General features: G+C 72.5%; 19 protein-coding genes. 9 read left to right on the forward strand and 10 right to left on the reverse strand.

The window, feature by feature from the left end; translation table 11 throughout:
• Positions 1-20: 20 nt before the first annotated feature.
• Positions 21-1,838, reverse strand: a complete 1,818-nt coding sequence (locus ACFUN8_RS08195; protein ID WP_383633275.1) for a peptide ABC transporter substrate-binding protein — start codon at positions 1,836-1,838, stop codon at positions 21-23.
• Between the two features lie 307 nt (positions 1,839-2,145).
• Between ACFUN8_RS08195 and ACFUN8_RS08200 the strand changes: the two genes are divergently transcribed.
• The 4 genes from ACFUN8_RS08200 to ACFUN8_RS08215 all read left to right on the forward strand — a co-directional run bounded on the left by ACFUN8_RS08200 (position 2,146) and on the right by ACFUN8_RS08215 (position 6,732).
• On the forward strand, positions 2,146-3,378 hold the full coding sequence (locus ACFUN8_RS08200; RefSeq protein ID WP_383633278.1) for an ROK family protein: 1,233 nt from the start codon (positions 2,146-2,148) through the stop codon (positions 3,376-3,378).
• Positions 3,379-3,414: 36 nt separating this feature from the next.
• Positions 3,415-4,938 (forward strand): M81 family metallopeptidase, encoded by a 1,524-nt coding sequence (locus ACFUN8_RS08205; RefSeq protein WP_383633281.1) that lies wholly within the window; start codon positions 3,415-3,417, stop codon positions 4,936-4,938.
• Positions 4,935-5,705, forward strand: coding sequence for a copper homeostasis protein CutC (locus ACFUN8_RS08210; protein ID WP_383633284.1), 771 nt, complete (start codon positions 4,935-4,937; stop codon positions 5,703-5,705). Before ACFUN8_RS08205 ends, ACFUN8_RS08210 begins: the two co-directional genes overlap by 4 nt.
• 145 nt (positions 5,706-5,850) lie before the next feature.
• The gene (locus ACFUN8_RS08215) at positions 5,851-6,732 is read left to right on the forward strand and encodes a VanZ family protein (protein WP_383633287.1); all 882 of its coding nucleotides are present in this window, start codon (positions 5,851-5,853) and stop codon (positions 6,730-6,732) included.
• A 65-nt stretch (positions 6,733-6,797) separates the two neighbouring features.
• Here ACFUN8_RS08215 and ACFUN8_RS08220 read toward each other — a convergent pair whose 3' ends face one another.
• Complete coding sequence (locus tag ACFUN8_RS08220; RefSeq protein WP_383633290.1) at positions 6,798-9,344, reverse strand: helicase-associated domain-containing protein; 2,547 nt, start codon at positions 9,342-9,344, stop codon at positions 6,798-6,800.
• A gap of 406 nt (positions 9,345-9,750) precedes the next feature.
• Here ACFUN8_RS08220 and ACFUN8_RS08225 point away from each other — a divergent pair, with 406 nt between their 5' ends.
• The 3 genes from ACFUN8_RS08225 to ACFUN8_RS08235 all read left to right on the forward strand — a co-directional run bounded on the left by ACFUN8_RS08225 (position 9,751) and on the right by ACFUN8_RS08235 (position 12,605).
• On the forward strand, positions 9,751-10,545 hold the full coding sequence (locus ACFUN8_RS08225; RefSeq protein ID WP_383633293.1) for a nitroreductase/quinone reductase family protein: 795 nt from the start codon (positions 9,751-9,753) through the stop codon (positions 10,543-10,545).
• Between the two features lie 155 nt (positions 10,546-10,700).
• Positions 10,701-11,774, forward strand: coding sequence for a hypothetical protein (locus tag ACFUN8_RS08230; RefSeq protein WP_383633296.1), 1,074 nt, complete (start codon positions 10,701-10,703; stop codon positions 11,772-11,774).
• Between the two features lie 219 nt (positions 11,775-11,993).
• Entirely contained in the window at positions 11,994-12,605 is a 612-nt protein-coding gene (locus ACFUN8_RS08235) for a hypothetical protein (protein WP_383633299.1), read from the forward strand.
• 75 nt (positions 12,606-12,680) lie between these two features.
• Here ACFUN8_RS08235 and ACFUN8_RS08240 read toward each other — a convergent pair whose 3' ends face one another.
• From ACFUN8_RS08240 to ACFUN8_RS08255, 4 genes are all read right to left on the reverse strand, one after another.
• Positions 12,681-13,013, reverse strand: a complete 333-nt coding sequence (locus tag ACFUN8_RS08240; protein WP_383633302.1) for a hypothetical protein — start codon at positions 13,011-13,013, stop codon at positions 12,681-12,683.
• 89 nt (positions 13,014-13,102) lie between these two features.
• Positions 13,103-13,972, reverse strand: coding sequence for an ABC transporter ATP-binding protein (locus ACFUN8_RS08245; RefSeq protein ID WP_383633305.1), 870 nt, complete (start codon positions 13,970-13,972; stop codon positions 13,103-13,105).
• The gene (locus ACFUN8_RS08250; RefSeq protein ID WP_383633308.1) at positions 13,969-15,090 is read right to left on the reverse strand and encodes a FecCD family ABC transporter permease; all 1,122 of its coding nucleotides are present in this window, start codon (positions 15,088-15,090) and stop codon (positions 13,969-13,971) included. The genes ACFUN8_RS08245 and ACFUN8_RS08250 overlap by 4 nt, the downstream gene beginning before the upstream one ends.
• Positions 15,087-16,121, reverse strand: coding sequence for a FecCD family ABC transporter permease (locus ACFUN8_RS08255; RefSeq protein ID WP_383633311.1), 1,035 nt, complete (start codon positions 16,119-16,121; stop codon positions 15,087-15,089). The genes ACFUN8_RS08250 and ACFUN8_RS08255 overlap by 4 nt, the downstream gene beginning before the upstream one ends.
• A gap of 182 nt (positions 16,122-16,303) precedes the next feature.
• On the opposite strand from ACFUN8_RS08255, the gene ACFUN8_RS08260 reads away from it, so the two are divergent.
• On the forward strand, positions 16,304-16,963 hold the full coding sequence (locus ACFUN8_RS08260; protein WP_383633314.1) for an HAD family hydrolase: 660 nt from the start codon (positions 16,304-16,306) through the stop codon (positions 16,961-16,963).
• Here the strand turns inward: ACFUN8_RS08260 and ACFUN8_RS08265 are convergent.
• On the reverse strand, positions 16,960-17,166 hold the full coding sequence (locus tag ACFUN8_RS08265) for a hypothetical protein (RefSeq protein ID WP_383633393.1): 207 nt from the start codon (positions 17,164-17,166) through the stop codon (positions 16,960-16,962). The genes ACFUN8_RS08260 and ACFUN8_RS08265 overlap by 4 nt on opposite strands.
• Positions 17,167-17,471: 305 nt before the next feature.
• Between ACFUN8_RS08265 and ACFUN8_RS08270 the strand changes: the two genes are divergently transcribed.
• The gene (locus ACFUN8_RS08270) at positions 17,472-17,855 is read left to right on the forward strand and encodes a cold-shock protein (RefSeq protein ID WP_078076620.1); all 384 of its coding nucleotides are present in this window, start codon (positions 17,472-17,474) and stop codon (positions 17,853-17,855) included.
• 49 nt (positions 17,856-17,904) lie between these two features.
• On the opposite strand, the gene ACFUN8_RS08275 is transcribed toward ACFUN8_RS08270, so the two are convergent.
• The 3 genes from ACFUN8_RS08275 to ACFUN8_RS08285 all read right to left on the reverse strand — a co-directional run bounded on the left by ACFUN8_RS08275 (position 17,905) and on the right by ACFUN8_RS08285 (position 20,773).
• A complete protein-coding gene (locus ACFUN8_RS08275) occupies positions 17,905-18,933 on the reverse strand; it encodes a questin oxidase family protein (RefSeq protein WP_383633318.1) in 1,029 nt (342 codons plus the stop codon).
• 248 nt (positions 18,934-19,181) lie between these two features.
• Positions 19,182-20,048 carry a 1,4-dihydroxy-6-naphthoate synthase gene (locus ACFUN8_RS08280; RefSeq protein WP_383633320.1) on the reverse strand — a complete coding sequence of 289 codons (867 nt, stop codon included), beginning with the start codon at positions 20,046-20,048 and terminating at the stop codon, positions 19,182-19,184.
• The gene (locus ACFUN8_RS08285; RefSeq protein ID WP_383633323.1) at positions 20,045-20,773 is read right to left on the reverse strand and encodes a futalosine hydrolase; all 729 of its coding nucleotides are present in this window, start codon (positions 20,771-20,773) and stop codon (positions 20,045-20,047) included. Before ACFUN8_RS08285 ends, ACFUN8_RS08280 begins: the two co-directional genes overlap by 4 nt.
• Between the last annotated feature and the right edge of the window lie 12 nt (positions 20,774-20,785).

The raw sequence follows: 20,785 nt of genomic DNA on the forward strand, positions 1-20,785 counted from the left end.
CGCATGGTCACCGGCCGCGCTCACTTGGTGGTCCACTTCCACATGGCGGGGTGGAAGTTGGCGAGCGAGTCCTGGGCGAAGCCGCTCAGGCCGTTCCTGACCACGGAGACCTGGTAGTCCGGCTCCGGCAGCCAGATGACCGGGAGGTCCTTGGCCAGGGCCGCGCTGTACTTCTGCGCGGCCTCGTCGGAGGCGGAGGTGGTGGTCTCGGTGATCAGCTTGTCCACCGCGGGGTTGGAGTAGCTGCCGAAGTTGGAGCCGCCGCCGGTGGCGAAGAGCGAGTCGCCGCTCGGGTAGGCCGGGAAGTACCAACTGCCCGCGGTGCCGAAGAACGAGAGCTGCCACTTGCAGCCGGACTCGTCGGCCGTGCACTGGCCGGACTGCGCGAGGACCGAGTTGACCGGGGCGGTCTTGATGCCGAAGCCGATGCCGCTCTTGGCGAACGACGACTGCAGGGCGCTCATCATGTTGTCGGTCACGGTCGAACCGGACTGCGAGAGCACCTGCATCTGGAACTTGGTGCCCTTGTCCACCCCGGCGCCGCACTGGTTGTCACCGGTGCCCGGCGTGGTGCACACCATGGTGCCGCCCTGCTCGGTCCAGCCGTGGTCGCTCAGCAGCTGCTTCGCCTTGTCGGTGGAGAAGGGGTACGGGTTCTTCTTCTGCTCCGGCGAGACGAAGGACGAGCTCTGGCCCTGCGGGATCGGACCGTACGTCGGGACCGCGGTGCCGTTGAAGACGACCTTGGAGAGCGTGACCTGGTCCACCGACATCTGGATCGCCTGGCGGGCGTAGAGCTGCTTGAAGACCGGGCCCATGGCGGGGTTGTTGAAGTTGTAGGGCATGTACGTGATGGCCCAGCCGGACCACGGCTTCACGGTGTAGCCCTTGGCGGTGAAGGACGACTTCTGGCTGAGGTTGGTGGCGTTGATGTAGCCGTAGTCGACCGTGCCCGCCCGGAGCGCGTTCTCCTCGGCGTCCGTGGTGGTGAACGGCAGCAGGTTCACGTGTCTGATGTTGGCCTTGCCGCCGCCGTCGTACTTGGGGTTGGCGGTCAGCTGGACCTTGCCGGCCGTGGAGAACGACTTGATCGTGTACGGGCCGCTGACCGTCTTCCAGAGCGGGTCGGTCGCGTAGCCGGAGATCTTCTTGGCGGAGTTGTTCAGATACGTCCAGACCTTCTTGGCGCCCGCGGGGGTGCGGTCGAGGTCCGACACGGCGCCCGAGTCGCTGGTCTTGTCCCAGACGTGCTGAGGCATCACGCGGATCATGCTGAGCTGGTTGGCGAGCATCCACTGCTGGTTGTACGCCTTGTCGAAGGTGAGGGTGAAGTGCGTGGGGTCGACGACCTTGAGCGAGGTCCAGTTGTCCGGCGCCTTGCCCGGGCTGTAGCTGGCCCAGTCCGCCTTGTTGGCCTTGACGAGGTTGAACCAGAACTCCATGTCGCGGGAGGTGATCTGCTTGCCGTCGCTCCAGTGCCGGTCGCCGAGCGTGATGGTGACGCTCTTGCTGTCCTCGGCGAATTCGGCGGCGGTGGCCAGGGAGTTCTTCTTGTTCCAGCCGACCGTGCCGGTGGAGCCGTCATATGCGATCAGCGGCTCCCAAAGGGACTGGGATATCGAAGAGTTGTTGGTGTTGAGGTGCGCGGCGGTGCCGACCGGGAGTATCCAGTTCGGCGTGAAGTTCGCCGGCAGCGCGTAGTTGATGGTGTCCGACGAGCCGGAGCCGGACGACGAGGTACCGCCGCCGGAACAGCCGGCCAGCAGAGCGCCCGTAGTGGCGGCGACGCCCGCGGCGAGGGCCCAGCGGCGGCTGTTCGCCTTGTGACCAGGGAACATGATTCTCCTCAGAGTGAAAGGGCCCGCATGCGTCCCGGGGAGCGGGGCGGGTGCCGCAGGACCGGCACTGCGTTCCCGACAGCTAACGCCGGACACACCTGAGAAACAAAGCAAGAATTAGTAACAAGTAAGTTACTGCGAATTCGAAGTAAGTCTGGCTGTCTCAATCGACCCTCTTTTGTGGGTGCATTTGGATTGATTTGAGGGAGTTCAGGGACGGCTCACTTTCTTCGCCGGACTCTTCCCTTGCGCGAAGGGCGGGCATACTGTCGTCGCCACACCCCCCGTTGCGGAAGTTACTTCTTACATGACTGGAATAAGTGCTTGGGACGGCAAGGCCGCCAAAGGCACCTCGGCCCTTGCCGCGCGAGTTCTGGAATTCGTCGCGTCCGGCCAGGCATCGTCGCGCGCCGAACTCGCCGGACTGCTCGGCGTATCCGCCTCCACGATCTCCCTCAGCGTGGCCCAGTTGCTGGAGCGCGGGCTGATCGCCGAGGAGGGCACCCAGTCCTCCACCGGCGGGCGGCCCCGCAAAGTGCTGAGACTGGGAAGCAGCGACGAGTTCGCCGTCGCCGCCGACCTCGGCGGCCGGCACGCCCGGATCGGTGTGGTGCTGCCCGGCGGCCGGCTGACCGATGTCTCGACCGTCCCCTTCGTGATCGCCGACGGTCCCGAGGCGGCCCTGCCCCGGCTCGCCGAGACCCTGGAGGGGCTGGCCGAGCAGCGCGGACGGAGCAGGCTGCGCGGCGTCGGGCTCTCGCTGCCCGGCCCGGTGGACATCGCGTCGGGCTCCGCCGTCATGCCGTCCCGGATGCCGGGCTGGAACCGATTCCCCGTCACCGCCTGGCTGGAGGAACGCTTCGGCGTCCCGGCCGCCGTGGACAACGACGCCAACTGCATGGCGGTCGGCGAGCACACCGTACGGCCCGCCGAACACCGGAAGACGATCATGGTGAAGATCGGCTCCGCGATCGGCGCCGGCGTCATGGTCGACGGACATCTCTACCGGGGCGCCACCGGCATGGCCGGTGACATCACCCACATCCGGATCGACGGCGGCGGCGACATCCCCTGCTCCTGCGGCAACACCGGCTGCCTGGAAACCGTGGCCTCGGGCGCCGCCCTGGTCCGTATCCTGCGCGAACGCGGCGCCGACATCAGCAGCCCCGAGGACGTGGTCCGGCTGGCCGTCGACGCGGACCCGGACGCCACACGCGCGGTCCGCAAGGCCGGTGCCTACCTCGGCCAGGTGATCGCGGCCAACGCCAACTTCTTCAACCCGGACGCCGTCTACCTCGGCGGCATCCTCTCCACCCTGGAACCGTTCGTCGCCGCCGTGCGCAGTCAGCTCTACGAGAGCTGTCACCCGCTGGTCACCCAGCACCTCACCATCGAGCGGACCAGCCTGGGCGCCAACGCCGGACTGGTCGGCGCAGGGCAGTTCGCCCTGCAGAGCGCCATGGCCCACGCCCTGCGCGAGGTCGGCGGCGCCGAGCCCGCCACCGACCGGTTCCGCACCCCCGCGCCCCGCCACGCCTGACGCCCCACCCGCTACGAGTACGAGCCACGAGGAGCCATGCCGCAATCCCGCACCGCCGCAGCCCGCCCGGTCATCGCCGTCGCCGGACTCGGCATCGAGTCGTCCACGTTCTCCCCCGCCCGCACCCGGGCGCCCGCCTTCCACCCCTCGCGCGGCGCCGAAGTGCTGGACCGCTACCCCTTCCTGGCCCCCGGCGAGGAGTTGCGCGAGGCGGCCGACTGGCACGGCGCCCTGGTCGGCAAGTCGCTGCCGGGCGGCACCGTCACCGCCGCCGCCTGGACCGAGCTGACCGACGAACTGATCGAGCGGCTCGCCGCGCTGCCCGAGCCGGACGGCCTCTGGTACGACATCCACGGCGCCATGACCGTGGAGGGCGTCGACGACGCCGAGGCGGTGCTGCTGGAACGTATCCGCGCCACCGTGGGCCCCGACGTGATCATCTCCACCTCGATGGACCTGCACGGCAACGTCTCCCGCGAACTCGTCCACGGCAGCGACCTGATCACCTGCTACCGGATGGCCCCGCACGAGGACCACATGGAGACCAAGGAGCGGGCCGTCCGCAACCTGGTGGACCTGCTGGTCTCCGGCGCGCCCCGCCCGGTCAAGGCATGGGTGCCGGTGCCGGTGCTGCTGGCCGGCGAACAGACCTCCACCCGGATCGAGCCCGCCAGGAGCGTGTACGCGGCCGTCGCCGAGACCGAGGCCGTCGAGGGCGTGACCGACGCCGCGATATGGGTCGGCTACGCCTGGGCCGACGAACCGCGCAACCGCGCCGCGGTGGTGGTCACCGGCCCCGACCGGGCCGCCGTGTCGGCCGGCGCCGAGCGCCTGGCCGAGGACTTCTGGAAGGCCCGCGACGACTTCGACTTCGTCGCCCCCACCGGCACCTTCGACGGGATCCTCGACGAGGCCCTGGCCGGTGACCGGCGGCCGTACTTCGTCAGCGACACCGGCGACAACCCGACCGCGGGCGGCGCCGGCGACGTGACCTGGGGCCTGACCCGGCTGCTGGCCCGCCCGGAGTTCCGGAAGGACGAAGGCCCGACCGTCATCTACGCCTCGGTGCCGGGACCGGCCGCCGTCGAGACCGCCGTCGCCGCCGGTGTCGGCGCCACCGTCACGGTCACCGCCGGTGCCGAGGTGGACGACCGGCACGCCGGCCCGGTCACCCTGACCGGTGTGGTGCACGCCGTCCGGCACGGCGACCGTGACGCCGGGACCGAGGTCGTCATCCGCGTCGGCAGCGTCTACGCGATCCTCACCAAGCTCCGCAAGCCCTACCACCACGAGCACGACTTCACCGACCTGGACCTCGACCCGCGCGGCGCCGACATCGTGATCGTCAAGATCGGCTACCTGGAGCCCGAACTGTTCGACATGTCGGTCGGCTGGAAGATGGCGCTCACCCCCGGCGGCGTCGACCAGGACCTGGTACGCCTCGGCCACCACCGCATCCGCCGCCCGATGTTCCCCTTCGACCGCGAGATGACCGACCCGGACCTGTCGGCACGGCTCATCCCCGCCTCCGACCAGCCGCTGAGCGGGGACGACGAGTGACCGCGCGACCCGCCCTGGAGATCGCCGTCACCTCACCGGCCGGCGCCCGCGCCGCCCGGGACAACGGCGCCGACCGGGTCGAACTCTGCGCCGCCCTGGAGCTGGGTGGTCTGACCCCGTCGGCGGCCCTGGTGGAAGCGGTCGCCCGGGAGGGGCTGCCCGTACAGGTGCTGGTCAGATGCCGGCCCGGCGACTTCGTCTACGACGCGGAGGAGATCGCGCTGATGGCCGCCGAGGTGCGGTCCGTCGTCGCCTCCGGCGCCGGAGGCGTGGTGATCGGCGCGTTGACCGACGACGGCGCCCTGGACACCGTGGCGGTCGCCCGGCTCGCCGAGGCGGCCCGCGCCTCGAGCCGCCCGGTGGACATCACCCTGCACCGCGCCGTCGACCAGTCCGCCGACCCGGTGGCCACCGCCGCCCTGCTGCCCTCGCTCGGCCTCACCCGCGTCCTCACCTCGGGCGGCTCCCCCACCGCGGCCGAGGGGCTGACGGTGATCGCCGAGATGGCCGCCGCCGCGGCCGGAGTACAGGTGATGGCCGGCGGCGGGATGCGCCCCGCCGACATCCCGGCCCTGGTCTCCGCCGGAGCCGGCGCCGTCCACCTCTCCGCCAAGGCCAGGGCACGGCCCCGGCAGGGAGGCCGCTGGGTACCGCTCGGCGCCGGGGGCGCGTCGGCCGAGCAGGACACCCACTTCGTCACCGATCCCGACGTGGTGGCCGAGGCACGGGAAGCGGTGCTGCGCCTCCAGGAGACCGGCGGGAGATGAGCCGCGCCCGGCCCGGACATCGGACCGGCGGGAGATGAGCCGGGCCCGGACCGGACATCCGACCGGCGGGAGATGAGCCGGGCCCGGACCGGTTCGGGTGCGTAGGTGAGCCGGGCGGGGGCAAGCGGGGCCTATGGCCGCTGAAATGGAACGGACCGGTGGGCGCTCGGGTGCCCGTGCGGTGGAGGGGTCGGGGCGTGCCGGCTCGACATGGAGTACGTCGTGGGGCGGAGCCGTGCTGCGGGTGGTGATCCTCACCGTCGCGCTCCTGCTGCTTGTCGGATTCGCCGCCGTACTCGCGGAGTTGACGCTCACACCGTCGCCCGCCTCCGCGGAGATCGCCGGGGCCAATCTGCGGCCGGGGCATTCGCTGCGGCAGTACGCCGAGGACTACACGTTCCTCGCGGCGTGCAAGCAGGTCGGCGGCAACGTGCTGATGGGGGCGCCGTTCGGGCTGCTGCTGCCGGTGCTGGTGCCGCGCAGGTTCCGGATGTTGCGGGTGGTGGCGCTGACCGTGGTCATGATGACCGTGGTCGAGCTGGCGCAGGGTGCGATCGTCGAGGGCCGTGCCTTCGACGTGGACGACGTGATCATGAACACGAGCGGCGCGTTCCTCGCGTACCTGCTGCTGGGCCGCCGGCTGAGCCACCGCTTCCACACGCTGGGGTTCCGTTCCCTGGAGGCGCAGGCCCAGCGCGAGGAGGAGCGGGAGCGCGAGCGGGCGGCGGAGAAGAAGGCCCGGCGCGGCGGCGTGGCCACGGCCACGACCGGGCGCGCGCCGTGGATCGAGCGCGCACGGGCCGCCGTGAAGCGCGAGCCCGTGGCGGCGGAGAAGACCGCCGCCGGGAAGACCACCGCGAGGACGAGCACGGCGAGGACGACAACCGCCGGGAAGACAGCCGCCGGGAAGACCACGGCCAAGAAGGCCACCACCGCCAAGAAAGCGGTCGGCGCGAAGAAGAAGGCCGTGGCCCCCAAGACGGCCGCCCCGAGCCGGCGCTTCCGGAAGCAGCCGCCTCGTCCGTGACGCCGGGTCGTCCGTGACGCCGGACCGGCCGTGACGCCCGATCGACCGTTACGCCGAACCGACCGTCACGCCGGGTCGTCCGCCAGTTCCGCCACGCCCGTGATGCGGTGCAGCGGATACGTGCGGACCTCGTCCGCCGTGTGGTCGTACGCCGTCACGAATCCGCCCTCGACCCGCACCGGCGCGATCACCCGCTGGCTCGCCGCGCCCTCCGCGTTGACGTAGCCGATCCAGAGCGCCGATCCCGTCAGCGCGGCGGCCTGCACCGTCGCCAGTGTCTCGGCCGACGTCGTGCGGGGCAGATCGCCGCCCGGTGCCGCCGACGCCGGCTCGGGAAGCGTCTTGCGTACGACGGTCGCCGCCTGGTCCCCGGCCCGGATCGCCCGTACCGCCGCGCCGAGCAATGTCGGCGCGGGCACCGGCGGGCCGTCGGGAACGGAGGCCGGCGGCGTACGCGGCGGGGTGCGGTGCGCGTGGGCGCGGGTGACCAGGACGTCGCCCTCGGCGGACTCGGCGGCCGGCGCGAGCCCCATCGAGCGCAGCCCGTCCAGCAGCGTCGAGGGATCGGCCTGGGCCGCCAGGACGGTGGGCGCGAGACGGCGCAGCCGCAGACCGTGGGAGCGCCGGTCGGCCAGGATCTCGTCCAGGACGGCCTCGTCGTCGCAGCGTACGTACGCCGACGCGGAACCGATCCGCAGATGCCCGTGCCGCCGCGCCATGTCGTCGATGAGATAACTGAGCGGCTGCGGCACCGGCGTACGGCTGTGCGCCGCCAGGAACGCGTGCAGGTCGGAGGCCGACAGCCCGGCGTCGAGCGCGCGGCGTACCGACGCGGGCGTGAAGCGGTAGACGGTCGCGCCGCCCCGAGACTCGATGTCGGCGATCACGGACAGCGTCTCGGCGAGCGGACGCAGCAGCGGCCCAGGGGCGACGGCCGTGAGGTCGGCCTGGAGCAGCACATGGTCGAGAGGTTCGGGCAGGTGCGGCGCGAGGACGCGGGCGGCGTGCAGGCCGGTGGCCGACAGTTCCGCGCCGGTGGCGGAGCCCGCGCGGGAGGCCGGCTTCGGGAAGGCACCCATCCCGGTCGCCACGTCCGGCGGGGCGATCAGCGCGCGGCCGTGCGACGACAGCGCGCCGCGGCCGGTCACGCCGAGCATCTCCGCCTCGTTCAGCGTCCACGCGGCGATACGCGCCCGCAGATCCTCGGGCCGGCCCGCCACCGCGCCGCGCAGCGGGCGCTCCCAGCGCAGCCGGGCGAGCACGCTCTCCGGGTCGGGGGCGGTGCCCTCCGGGAGGCTCGCGAGCAGGTCGAGCACATGGCGCCGTACCTCCGGCGCGATGCCCCGGTCCAGGTCGGGGCCGAGCACGGCGAGCGTACGGCCCTTGCTGTCCTGGCTGCCGACGAGGCCCGAGGTACGGGTGGCGCCCAGCCAGGCCGTGGCCAGCCGGGCCCAGCGTTCGGCCGGGGGCAGCTCGGGCCACTGGTCGTAGGCGGGCGTCGGCGCGTACCGCTCGTCCGCCTCGCCGTCCGCCGCCAACAGCCCGGCCGCGTAGGCGAGTTCGACCCAGAAGGCGGCGACGGGCTCGGTGGTGTCCAGCGCGGTGGCGGTGCGCTTGAGGTCGCGTACGGAGAGGCCGCCGGCGCGCAGGACGTTCGGACCGCCCTCGTTCCACTCCTTGGCCAGCTCCTCGACCGTCTCCAGCGCGGTGTACGCCTGGGCCGCCGCCGCGCTGTCCACAACCTGTGGGTGGTCGGCGATGGATGACGCCGAGGGGGACTTCGTGGACGGGTGCGGCTGGATCTCCGGAGGCTGCGGCTCGGTGTGCCGGTGCGCGCGCCCGCCGCGCAGATGCAGCGCGGCCTCGCGCGGCAGGACGACGGTGCGGGTGGAGGTCGGCAGCAGCAGCCCGTGGTCGCGCAGCCACTGCACGGGCGGTGCGGGCTTCGAGGTGATCTCGCCGTACGGCGGCCCCCACACCAGCCGGTCGAGAACGGCCAGCGCGTCGGGCGGGGCGGTGTCGAGGAGCGCCGCCATGCGGGTGCGGTCGGTGAAGAGCCCGGCCAGCGCGGTGACCGCCGAGACCGAGTCGTGCGTGGAGGGCAGCCCGGCGGTGGTGATGATCTCCTGGATCCGGCCCGGCGACATTCCCGCCGTGGCCTCCGCGACGGTCGGGCCGAGCCCGGTCGGGGAGGGGTGGCTGGGGGACGGGGCCAGGATCTCGCGCGCCGTACGGACCAGCCGCAGCCGGTCGTCGGCGCCCCAGATCAGTGCCTGCTCGCGCAGCGCGGCGACGGCGCGCGGCAGGGCCGCCTCGACGCGCGGATCGCCCTCGTCGCCGGTCATCAGCGCGCGGACGGCCTCGTACGGCGCGGGGTCGGTCGAGGCCGCCAGCGCCTCGGCGGTCTGGAGCGTGAAGCGGTCGAGCCGCTCCAGCGCCCGCATGACGGAGGCGCGGGTACCGGCGCGGGTGGCGAGCTGGCCGAGGTCGTTGGGTACGGGGCTCAGCAGGTCGGGACGCGCGCGCAGCAGGGCGGCCAGCGCGTCGTCGTCGCGGGTGCGCAGGGCCTCCGCGAGCGTACGCGGGGGCGTTCCGCCGGATCGTTCGGACACGTGCGCCTCCAGGGGCGGCTAGCTGATTCCCATCCGCCCCACGTTAGCCCCTGTGGGACGGATGGCCGGGGTGTCGGCCGTCGGGGGGACGTGCGGCGTTCCGGACGGTGTCCGGGTTTGTTGACAGGTGCTGGACAGCTGCATGTAATGGGGGTGGTGCCGCGTGGTGCCGGCCGAAGAGCAGTGGGCGGGCCGGTGACCGGGCGAGCACCCTTCATACGAGGGATCCGCCATGAGTACGTACTCCGCGACCCGTACGACGTGACGTAGCGAGCGCCACCGCGCACGCGCACCCGCGAGCGCCTGTGAGCGCCTCCGCACATCACCTTTCACCTTTCGCAGTCCCCGGCTCCGGCCCTGCCGCCCGCCGACGGCTGCTCCCACTCTTCCGGAGAACCAGAAACGTATGCCCACATCGTTCGACAACGGGGGGAACACCCTCCTGCTGACCACCACCACCGCCGTCAAGTCGGCGGCCACCAGGACCACTTCGCTCGGCTATGTCCGCCGCGGTGACTCGTTCCTGGTCGTCGCGTCCACCTTCGGTACGGCCGAACCCCCCGACTGGTACGACGACCTGCTCGCCCACCCCGTGGTGGGCGTGGAGATCGGCGCCCGTACCTTCCAGGCCCTGGCGGTCCCGGCCGAAAGGGCCACATCCGACGGTCTGTTGGTGGTGCTGGAGCCCGCCGTGTCCCAGAGCCCGCGCGAAGTCAGCACCCTCGCCGACAAGATCCTTGAGGTGCATGACGAACTGCGGGCCCAGCTACGGCTGGTGACGACGGACGTCGAGGCGCACTTCGCGGCGCTCGCCGCCCACGAGGGTCCCGGCGAACCGCCCGCGCCGGGGCTCGGATTCCAGATCCGGCAGCGCTGCCTGGCGTTCTGCCAGGGCCTGCAGTTCCACCACACCAGCGAGGACGGGCACCTGTTCCCCGGAATCGCCCGCTACCACCCGCACTTGACCGACGTCTTCGACCGGCTGCGCGCCGAACACCGCACCGTCGCGCGGATCCAGGAGGGGCTCGTGGCGCTGCTGGCCGACCTCGGCGCGGCCGAACCGCCGCGCTTCCGGGGGGAGTTGGCGGAGATGACGAGGGAGCTGAACGCGCATCTCGACTACGAGGAGGAGGTGATCCTGCCGTTGGTGGCGGACGTGCCGTGGCCGCCGGCACCGCCGCCGCCCGCCGAGGGGGCATGACCGCTGCCCGTAACCGCTGCCGGTGACCGCTGTCCGTAACGTCTGTCGGTGTCGGTGACCGCTGCCGGTGACCGTCGCCGTCGGTCGTACTGGACGTACGGGTACGAGCGCGACACCATCGGCCGCAGGTGAGGCGCGCATGTGCGGAGGGCAGTGTGGGGATCGAGAGCGACCAGCTCGTCTACGACTATCTGAGCCGGGTCGGAGACGTGGCCCAGCAACGGCAGTTGCCCTCCGGTGAACGGATGAGACTCGTCTCCGAGCTACGGGGCGAGATCGACAAGCAGCGCGGCAAGTTCGGCGGCGACAGCCCCGCCGCCGTCCGCCGCATCCTGGGACGGCTCGGTTCGCCGGACCAGGTGGTGGGCGCGGCGGCGGCGGGCGGGGGCTCGTTCGGCCAGGAACCGGCGGCCGAGCCGCCGCCCGCCGCCACGCTCCCGAAGCAGCGAGCCAGGCGCGGGCGCGGGCTGCTCGGTGGCCCCCGTGAGGCGCGGCGGCCGGACGGGCCGGACGGGCCGTCGCTGCCGAAGCAGACGCGCAGGTCCGTACCCGAGGCGCCCGCCGACCCCCCGCCGCAACTGGCCGGCACGCACGAACTCGGCACGCCCGGCGGCCAACCGGACTGGTGGCGCGTCGACCCCGGCCCGACCGGGGCGGCGACCGGTGTCTCCGGCTTCGTCGGCGGTGTCGAGATCCCCGAGATACTGAAACCGCCGCCCACGCCCGAGGAACTCGCCGAGAAGGCCCGCCTCGCGGAGGAGGCGGAAGCGGGGGACGAGGCCGACGGGCTGGAAGAGGCGGAGCCGTCCGAACGGCGCCGACTCCTGCCGCGGCTCCTGCGCCGAGGCGGGAAACCCGATCCCGATCCCGAGGCCGCCGAAGCCCGACCCGGGTTCCAACTCACCAACCCCTTCCTGCTGTTGGCCGCCGCCCTCCTCGTGGTCGGCGCGCTCCTCGGCTCCTGGCTGGCCCTCGCCGGCGGCTGGGTCCTGGCGTACGCCTCACGCCGGCTGTCGCGCTTCGAGGCGAAACTGGCGGTCTTCGGACTGCCGGTCGTGGCCGTCGTCGGGGGCGGGGTCTGGCTCTGGGGCCGTACGACGGAGCGCTGGGGCGAGGTCATCGCGGACGACGCGATGGGCGAGGCGATCTCGCAGACGTGGCCGGTGGTCGTACGCGTCGCGGCGGTCAGCTCGGCCCTGTTCCTGGTCTGGCGCTCCCGCCGGAACTGACACCCCGCCACCCGCGCCTGGCTTCGCCCCGGCCGGCGTCCAGCTCGGTGCCCCGCCCCGTGTCCCGGTCGGCGTTCGATAACCGGGCAAGTCACCCAACCTCCCTACCGAATCTACGCTCTTTCATCACGGCATCGTCACAACCGGAGCATGCCCGGGTCTATGGGCAATCAGGGTCGCTACGGTCATCCCTCCATGAACCCGTCCTTGGGGGGACACATGAGCCACAATCCGCCGCAAGGCCCGCCTCCGCCGCAAGGTCCGCCTCCCCAGCAGGGCCCATCCCAGCCGTGGGGGCAGCCACCCCAGCCGTACGCCCCGCCGCCAACCCCCCAGGCATCGCGGCCCCGTTGGGCACGGAAGCGCGTCGTCATCCCCGCCGCGGTCATCCTGTTCGGCATCGGGGCCGCGGCGGGCGCCTCCGGCGACACCGGTGCCGACGCCACCGCGAAGGCCGGGCCCGGCCCCACCGTGACGGTCACGGCGAAACCCGCCGCACCCGCCGCGGACGAGGGGCCGGCGCCCGAGGTCACCGTGACCAAGACGGTCACGGAGAAGCCCAAGGCCAAGCCGAAACCGAAGGCTGTCGGCATCCCCGGTGACGGCACGTTCGTCGTCGGCGACGAGGTGAAGCCCGGCACGTACAAGACGACGGGGCCTGCCGACTCCGCTTTCCCGAACTGCTACTGGGCGCGGCTGAAAGGCACGTCGGGCGACTTCGAGGAGATCATCGCCAACGGGAACCCGCAAGGTCAGACGACCATCACCATCGCCGGTGGTGATGGGGCGTTCCAGACCTCCGGCTGCGAGGAATGGAAGAAGACCGGCTGACACCCCGACAAGCGGAAGCCCCGCCGACCCGGCTCGGACACGGCCCAGGACGGGCGGGGCTTCTCGGGTGGGAGCTCAGAGGCGCGTGCGTGCGCGTGCCTTGAGTGTTGACAGGCGCGCCCACAGCGCCACCGTGAACAGCAGGGCGCCGATCGTGCAGTAGACCCACGCGTTCGCCGTCTCCCGTGCGATGCCGATCGCGCTCCACAGCACCCACGCGCCCAGGACGATCACGAGCGCCGTCCAGGCGATGTCCGCGACGCGGGTGCGGAGTTGGGCCCGCTGGACCGTGCCGCGTGCCAGGTCCGACAGGGGCTCCGGCTCGTGGGTCGTCCCGCCTCCCGGGCCGTCGTGCGCCGCGTGGTCCCGGCCGTCGCCGCGTTCCCGGTTCCGCTCCTCCGTCGCCATGGCTCGTCATCTCCCGTCGCCGGTCGACGCGTTCGTCGCGCGTCGGCTCCCTCTCCGGCTGCCCCCGTACACCGCGTCTACGCGAACGGCTACGCCGCGCCCGACGCGTCCCGCGGCCGGTACGGCGCCCCCGGAACCACCAGCGGCGAGCCCGTCACCGGGTCCGGCACGACCACCGATTCGAGGCCGAACACCTCTCTCACCAGCTCCGCCGTGACGATCTCGCCCGGGTGGCCCTCGGCGACGATGCGGCCCTCCTTCATGGCCACCAGGTGATCGGCGTACCGCGCCGCCTGGTTGAGGTCGTGCAGCACGATCACCACCGTGCGGCCCTGGTCGTGGTTGAGCCGTCGTACGAGGTCCAGGACCTCCACCTGGTGCGCGATGTCCAGGAACGTCGTCGGCTCGTCCAGCAGCAGCAGATCCGTCTCCTGCGCCAGCGCCATCGCGATCCATACGCGCTGCCGCTGCCCGCCCGACAGCTCGTCGACCGACCGCTCGGCCAGTTCGGTCACGTCCGTACGCGCCATCGCCTCCGTGACGGCCCGCTCGTCCTCCGCCGACCACTGCTGCCACCAGTGCTGATGCGGCTGGCGCCCGCGTGAGACCAGGTCGGCGACGGTGATCGCCTCCGGCGCGGACGGCGACTGCGGCAGCAGGCCGATCGACTGCGCGATCTTCCGCGTCGGGATCCTCGCCAGCTCCTCGCCGTCCAGCAGCACCGAACCGCTCTTCGGCTTCAGCAGCCGTCCGAGCGCGCGCAGCGTGGTCGACTTGCCGCAGGCGTTCGGGCCGACGATCACGGTCACGCGGCCGTCGGGGACGGCCAGTTCGAGCTCGTGGACGACGGTGCGGTCGTCGTAGGCGAGGGTCAACTCACGCGCCGTGAGCCTGCTGATGTTCTTGTCCACGTCCACGTCCACGCCCACGCCCGTGTCCCTGTCTCTGTCCTTGCTCATTTCCCAGCTCCTGCGGTACGGCTGCGAATGATCAGCCAGATCAGATACGGCGCGCCGATCGCCGCCGTGAGCACCCCCACGGGCAACTCGGTGGGCGCGAACAGCTTGCGCGCGAAGAGATCCGCGAGCACGACGATCACCGCGCCCAGCAGCGCGGAACAGAGCAGCGGAATCTGCGCCGTACGCGTCATGCGCCGCGCGATCTGCGGTGCGAGCAGCGCCACGAAGTCCACCGGCCCGGCCGTGCCGGTCGCGACGGACGCGAGCACCACGCCGAGCAGGACGAGCCCGAGCCGTACGTGCCCCAGGCGCACGCCGAGCGCGGTGGCTGTCTCGTCGTCCATCGACACCGTGCGCTGGGCGTACGCCGCCCACGCCACCGCCGGCAGCAGGATCAGCAGCACCCAGCCGAGCGGCGCGGCCTCGTCCCAGCCGCGGCCGTTGAGCGAGCCGGACATCCATACCTGGGCCTGCTGGGCGACGAGATAGTCGCCCTTCGTCATGAAGAGCGTGGTGAGCGAGCGCAGCGCGATCGCGAAGCCGATGCCGATGAGTACGAAGCGGGTGGCGTGCAGCCCGCCGCGCCAGGCGAAGACGTACACGAGGACGGCGGCCAGCATCCCGCCGCCGACCGAGAGATACGGCAGGACGGTGAACGACGTGACCCCGTACGTCATCGCGAAGACGGTCAGCGCGCTCGCGCCCTGCGTGACGCCGATGATGTCCGGGCTGGCGAGCGGGTTGCGGGCGACGGTCTGGATCAGCGCGCCGGAGACGCCGAAGGCGGCGCCGACGAGGAGGCCGACCACCATGCGCGGCAGCCGCAGCGTACCGACGACGAGTTCGTCCGACGACGGCTGTCCGAGGATCACCTTCAGTACCTCGGCGGGGGCGACGAAGCTCTCGCCGACGCTGAGGTAGGCGACGCAGCTGAGACAGAGCAGCAGGACGAGTACGACGGCGACGACCGCCGCGCGCCGGTGCACGAGGAACGACACGCGCCGGGCGCCCAGCCGGGTGCGTACGAGGGAGTATCCGGCGGGCCGCACCCCGGCGCGCGCTCCGGCGGTCTTCCGGTCCGCCGCGGGCGGTGTGGCCGGTGTGGCTGTCGTACTCATGCCGGTACCGCCTTCCTGCGTACGAGAGCGACCAGGAACGGCACACCCAGCAGCGCCGTCATCACCCCCGCCGGCACCTCGCCCGGCGGGAACAGGACGCGGCCGAGCACATCCGCGACCAGCAGCATCACCGGGCCGACGAGCGCGGCCATCGGCATCAGCCAGCGGTGGTCGTTGCCGACGATCGCGCGGGCGATGTGCGGGACGGCGAGGCCGATGAACGCGATCGGGCCCGCCGCCGCGACACCGACACCGACGAGTACGGTCGCGCCGACGCCGCCCACGACGCGTACGGCTCCGACGTTCTGGCCGAGGCCCTTCGCGACGTCCTCGCCGAGCGCGAGCGCGTCGAGCCCGCGCGCGACACTCACCACCAGCACCGTACCGACGACGAGGAACGGCCAGACCTGGCCGACGAGTTCGGCGTCCCGGCCCGCGACCGACCCCACCTGCCAGAACCGGAACTCGTCCAGCGCGGCGGCCCGCGTCGTCAGGACGCCCATGGTCACGGAGACCAGGAGCGCGTTGATCGCGGCGCCGCCGAGGGCGAGTTTGACCGGGGTCGCGCCGCCTCGGCCGCGCGTGGCGATGGCGTACACCGCGACCGAGGCGACGGCGGCCCCGGCGAACGCGAACCACACGTATCCGGTCAGCGTGTGCACCCCGGCGAACGCGATGGCCATGACGACACCGACCGCCGCGCCCTGGCTGATGCCGAGGATGCCGGGGTCGGCGATGGGGTTGCGGGTGATGCCCTGGAGGACCGTACCGGCGAGTGCGAGCGCGGCGCCGACCATCACGCCGACGACGGTACGGGGCACCCGCAACTGCCGTACGACCTCGGCGTCGTCGCCGTGGCCGCCGCCCAGCAGCGCGTCGAGCACCGCGCTCGGCGCGACGGCGCGGGCCCCGACCGCGAGGCTGAGCAGGACCGCGAGCAGCAGGGCCGCGGCCGCGGCGGCCGTCCAGCCGATGCGGCGGGCGACGAGGGCACGTCTGGTGCGGTGGGTCGTCGGGGCGGCGGCTGGCATCGGGACCAATCGGGTGCTGGGCTCGGGGGCGTGGCGGCGTGGCGGCGTGGCGGGCTTGGCTTGGTAAGGCTTGGCTAAGTCTAAGCGTCGAGATCCGGCCACCCACCGGCGCACCTACCAGCGCACCCACCGGCGAACCCACCGGCGGAGGGATCGCGGAGGGACCCAGGCACAATGCTCGTATGACTGCCCTCCCGGCCCCCACCTCGACCCCGGCCCCGACCCCGCGGCCGTTGACGGTCGGTTTCGACCTCGACATGACCCTCATCGACTCCCGGCCCGGCATCCACGCCGCGTACCGCGCGCTGTCGGCCGAGACCGGTGTCGCGATCGACGCCGACCTGGCCGTGACCAGGCTCGGCCCGCCGCTGGACGAGGAACTGGCGCACTGGTTCCCGGCGGACCGCATCGCCGAGATGGGTGACCGTTACCGGGAGATCTATCCCGCCCACGCCATCGCGCCGACGCTGCTGATGGCGGGCGCCCGCGAGGCCGTCGCCGCTGTCCAGGCGCTCGGCGGGCGGGCGATCGTGGTGACGGCGAAGCACGAGCCGAACGCCAAGCTGCATCTCGCGCACCTCGGCGTCGAACCGGACGCGGTGATCGGCTGGCTGTGGGCGGAAGCGAAGGCGGAGGCGCTGCGCGAGCACGGCGCGAGCGTGTACGTGGGTGACCACACCGGCGATGTACGGGGCGCCCGCACGGCGGGCGCGCTCTCGGTCGCGGTACCGACGGGCCCCTGCGACGAGGAGGAACTGCGCGCGGCGGGCGCGGAGGTGGTACTGCCGGACCTGCTGGCGTTCCCGGAGTGGCTGCGGTCCTACGTGGCGACGACCACCTAGTCCACCGACGACCTGGCCTGACGGCGCTGCGCCGCGATTGACCGGAGCAGCCCGGCGCCGGCGATCACGAAGCCGACGCCCATCAGCATGCAGAGCGCGTACGCGACGGTCGGGAACGGGTCGGTCCCGAGGAACAGCGGGGCCACGGTGACGAGCGTGGCCACCGCGCCGACGATGAAGACGATCGCGCCGACGCGGACCAGCCGGTCGCCGGGACCGGCCTCGTGGGCCCCCGGTCCGGCCGCCGGTGCCGCCGCGGGGCGCGCCGCGGCTCCCGTCGCAGGTCGCGTCGTGGATTCAGCCGCAGGTTCAGCCGTGGGTGATGAAGGAGTAGCAGTCACTCCACCAGGGTAGTTCCCTGCGGACAGGAACCAACCGGCGACGTCTTGTCACCAGCCCCTGGACCATTAGCCTTGGGTTTGGCGGGTCGTCCGACCCGCTGTAGTGCTATCCAGAGCCGTTTTTGTGCGCGCCAGCGCCCCCAACACATATGAGGACGAGGACAGACGTGCCTACCGGCCAGGTCAAGTGGTTCAACCGTGAGAAGGGCTTCGGCTTTCTCTCCCGTGACGACGGCGGCGACGTCTTCGTCCACTCATCGGTCCTCCCTGCCGGAGTCGACGCACTGAAGCCGGGCCAGCGCGTCGAGTTCGGCGTCGTCGCAGGCCAACGCGGTGACCAGGCTCTCTCGGTCACCGTCCTCGACCCGGCCCCCTCGGTGGCGGCGGCCCAGCGCCGTAAGCCCGACGAACTGGCCTCGATCGTCCAGGACCTGACGACCCTCCTGGAGAGCATCACGCCGGTGCTGGAGCGGGGCCGCTATCCGGACAAGTCCCAGGGCGCCAACATCGCGGGCCTGTTGCGCGCGGTGGCGGACCAGCTCGACGTGTAGGCCCTGTCCCGCGCGTCCCTGTCACGTCCCCGGCCTCACGTCCCCGGCCTCAGTAACTCAACGGCTCGCTCAGCTCCACCGCGCGCAGTGCCGCGGTGAGCGCCTGTGCGTCGCCCACGTCCACGGCGGTGTCCGCGAACTTGATGACGTGTTCGTCGCCGTGGGCCAGCGCGCGTCGCAGGACCTCTTCGGGGGTGGTGCCGGTGACCGGTGCGTACGGGGCCGGCTCCGGCGGGGCGTACATCGCCGTCACCGCCGCCGAGGCCGTCCACGCCGCGTGCAGGCTCGGGACCCACAGCGCGCGGGGCAGGGCGGGCAGTGTGCGCAGCACGGCGTTCGGGGCCGTCGCCGCGTGGACCAGCATCGTCTCGTCGCCGTGGCCGTGGGTGGCGTAGCGGTGGGTCGACGCGCGGACCAGCTCGGTCAGCCGGCGCCGCGCCTCGTCCGGGTCGGTCACGTCGGCCGACCAGACCGGCAGCCGGTCGACCCGTGCGAGCCGGTCCGTGAACCCGCCCCGGAGGTCGCCGATCGGGGGTACGGCCTCCAGCGCGCCGTCGGCGTCCGGGGCGCCGGTGAGCGGGGTGACCCCCGTGACCGGGCGGTGCCGGGCGGCCCAGTAGCCGAGGCCGTGGGCGAGTTCGGTGAGGCGTGGCGCGGTCTCGCCGCTCTCGGTGATGACGCGTACGGCGTGGCCGACCCGGATCACGGGGTGCGTGGCCCCGCCGTACAGGCCGGGCAGCAGCCGGGGCCACCACTGGGCGAGTACGTCGCGCCAGGGGCGTTCCCCGATCGCGCGGCGGAAGTACCCGATCCAGTCGGCGCCCCGGCGCGTGTCGCCCAGCGCCTCACGCCAGTTGGCGTCGGTGACGGGGGACACGAGCGTGGGGAAGTCGTCGAGCCTGACCTGGTAGGCGTCCAGCCAGCGGTGCACGGCCCCCGACAGGCCGTGCGTGGCGAGTGCTTCGACCACCATGGGGGCGTGGTTGGTGAGGCGCCACTCGTAGATCTCCGGACCGGAGGCGTGCAGCCGCTCCAGGGCTTCTTCCAGGACACCGCTCGCGTTCACGCCGTTGGTCATGCACCCGACGTTAGGTCGAGGTGTTCCGACCGCGTATCGGCCGCGCGGACCAGGCCGCGCGGCGTCCGGACGTAGGCCCCAAGTCCTAGGTCCTGTCCGGGCGATCTTGCCGGGCCCGGAACGCCTGGCACGGCACCTCGCCGCGTTGCCGAAATGCCCACAGGAAACCACCTTGAGGGCACTTCGGCGCCTTGCTATGCACCGCACCAGACGCCCCGGGCTATCCGACAAGATCGCCCGGACAGGACCTAGCCGAACGTCAGCGCGTCCGCCGCCAGCGGCGGGACCAGGCCCTCCGCCGACGCCCGGGTGAGGAGCCCGCGGACCGCCGCGTAGCCGTCCGGGCCCAGGTCGGCGGTGAACTCGTTGACGTAAAGACCGATGTGCTGGTCCGCGACCGCCGGGTCCATCTCCTGGGCGTGCGCGCGGACGTAGGGCCGCGAGGCTTCCGGGTCGTCCCACGCCATACGGACCGACGTACGCGCCGAGTCCGCCAGCAACTGGAGCGTGTCCGCGCCCAGATTCCGCTTCGCGATGATCGCGCCCAGCGGGATCGGCAGGCCCGTCGTGGACTCCCAGTGCTCGCCCATGTCGGCGAGCCGGTGCAGCCCGTAGTCCTGGTAGGTGAAGCGCGCCTCGTGGATGACGAGCCCCGCGTCGACCTTGCCGTCGCGCACCGCCGGCATGATCTCGTGGAAGGGCATGACCACGATCCGGCCCACCCCGCCCGGCAGGACCTCCGCCGCCCACAGTCTGAACAGCAGGTAGGCGGTGGACCGTTCGGACGGTACGGCGACGGTCCTGCCGGTCAGGTCGGCGGCCGGTTCGCGGGTCAGGACCAGCGGGCCGTTGCCGCGGCCGAGCGCGCCGCCGCACGGCAGCAGCGTGTACTCGTCGAGGACCCACGGCAGCACGGCGTACGACACCTTCAGCACGTCCAGCTCGCCGCGCTCCGCCATGCCGTTGGTGATGTCGATGTCCGCGAACGTCACGTCCAGTTCGGGTGCGCCGGGCACCCGGCCGTGCGCCCAGGCGTCGAAGACGAAGGTGTCGTTCGGGCAGGGCGAGTACGCGATCCGCAGCGGCGGTACGGCGGGTCCGGCGGCATGCCTCATGGCGACGACTCCTCGAAAACGGGGCTGAGTTGCTGGAAGGCGTACCGCAGCGCGTCCAGAGCCGGGCCGATGCGCCAGGCCGAACGGTCGCGCGGGCCAACGGCGTTGGAGACCGCCCGGATCTCGATCACCGGCACCGAGTACGCCGCCGCGGCCTCCGCGACACCGAAGCCCTCCATGGCCTCGGCGGCGGCGCGCGGGTGACGCGCGGTCAGTTCGGCGGTACGGGCCGCCGATCCGGTCACGGTGGACACGGTCAGCACCGGCGCGTGCACGGCGGCCAGCAGGCCCGCGATCCGGGCGGCGAGCGCCGGGGGCGGGCGGTGGACGGTGCGGCCGAAGCCCAGCTCGTCCACCGGGAGGAACCCCTCGGGCGTCTCGGCGCCCAGGTCGGCGGCGACGATCGCGTCCGCCACCACCAGCGAGCCGAGGGGGGCGAGCGGCTGGAACCCGCCGCCGATACCGGCGGAGACGACCAGGTCGTACGGCGCGGGGGAGGCGGCGGAGGCTGCGGCGAGGGCCAGGGCGGTCGCCGTACCGGCCGCGGCGGCGGCGGGGCCGACCCCGGCCGCCAGAACGTCCGTACCCCCGGCCGCCGCAACGTCCGTACGAGGGTGGGCGGTCAGCAGGTAGCCGCCCGGCAGGTCGCGTTCCGTGCCGGCACCGAGCCCGCCCGAGACCGCGTCCGCCTCGGCGGTCACGGCCGTCACCACCAGTACGCGCACGAACGCCCCTCC

Source organism: Streptomyces sp. NPDC057307, assembly GCF_042667665.1.
Taxonomy (GTDB): Bacteria; Actinomycetota; Actinomycetes; order Streptomycetales; family Streptomycetaceae; genus Streptomyces.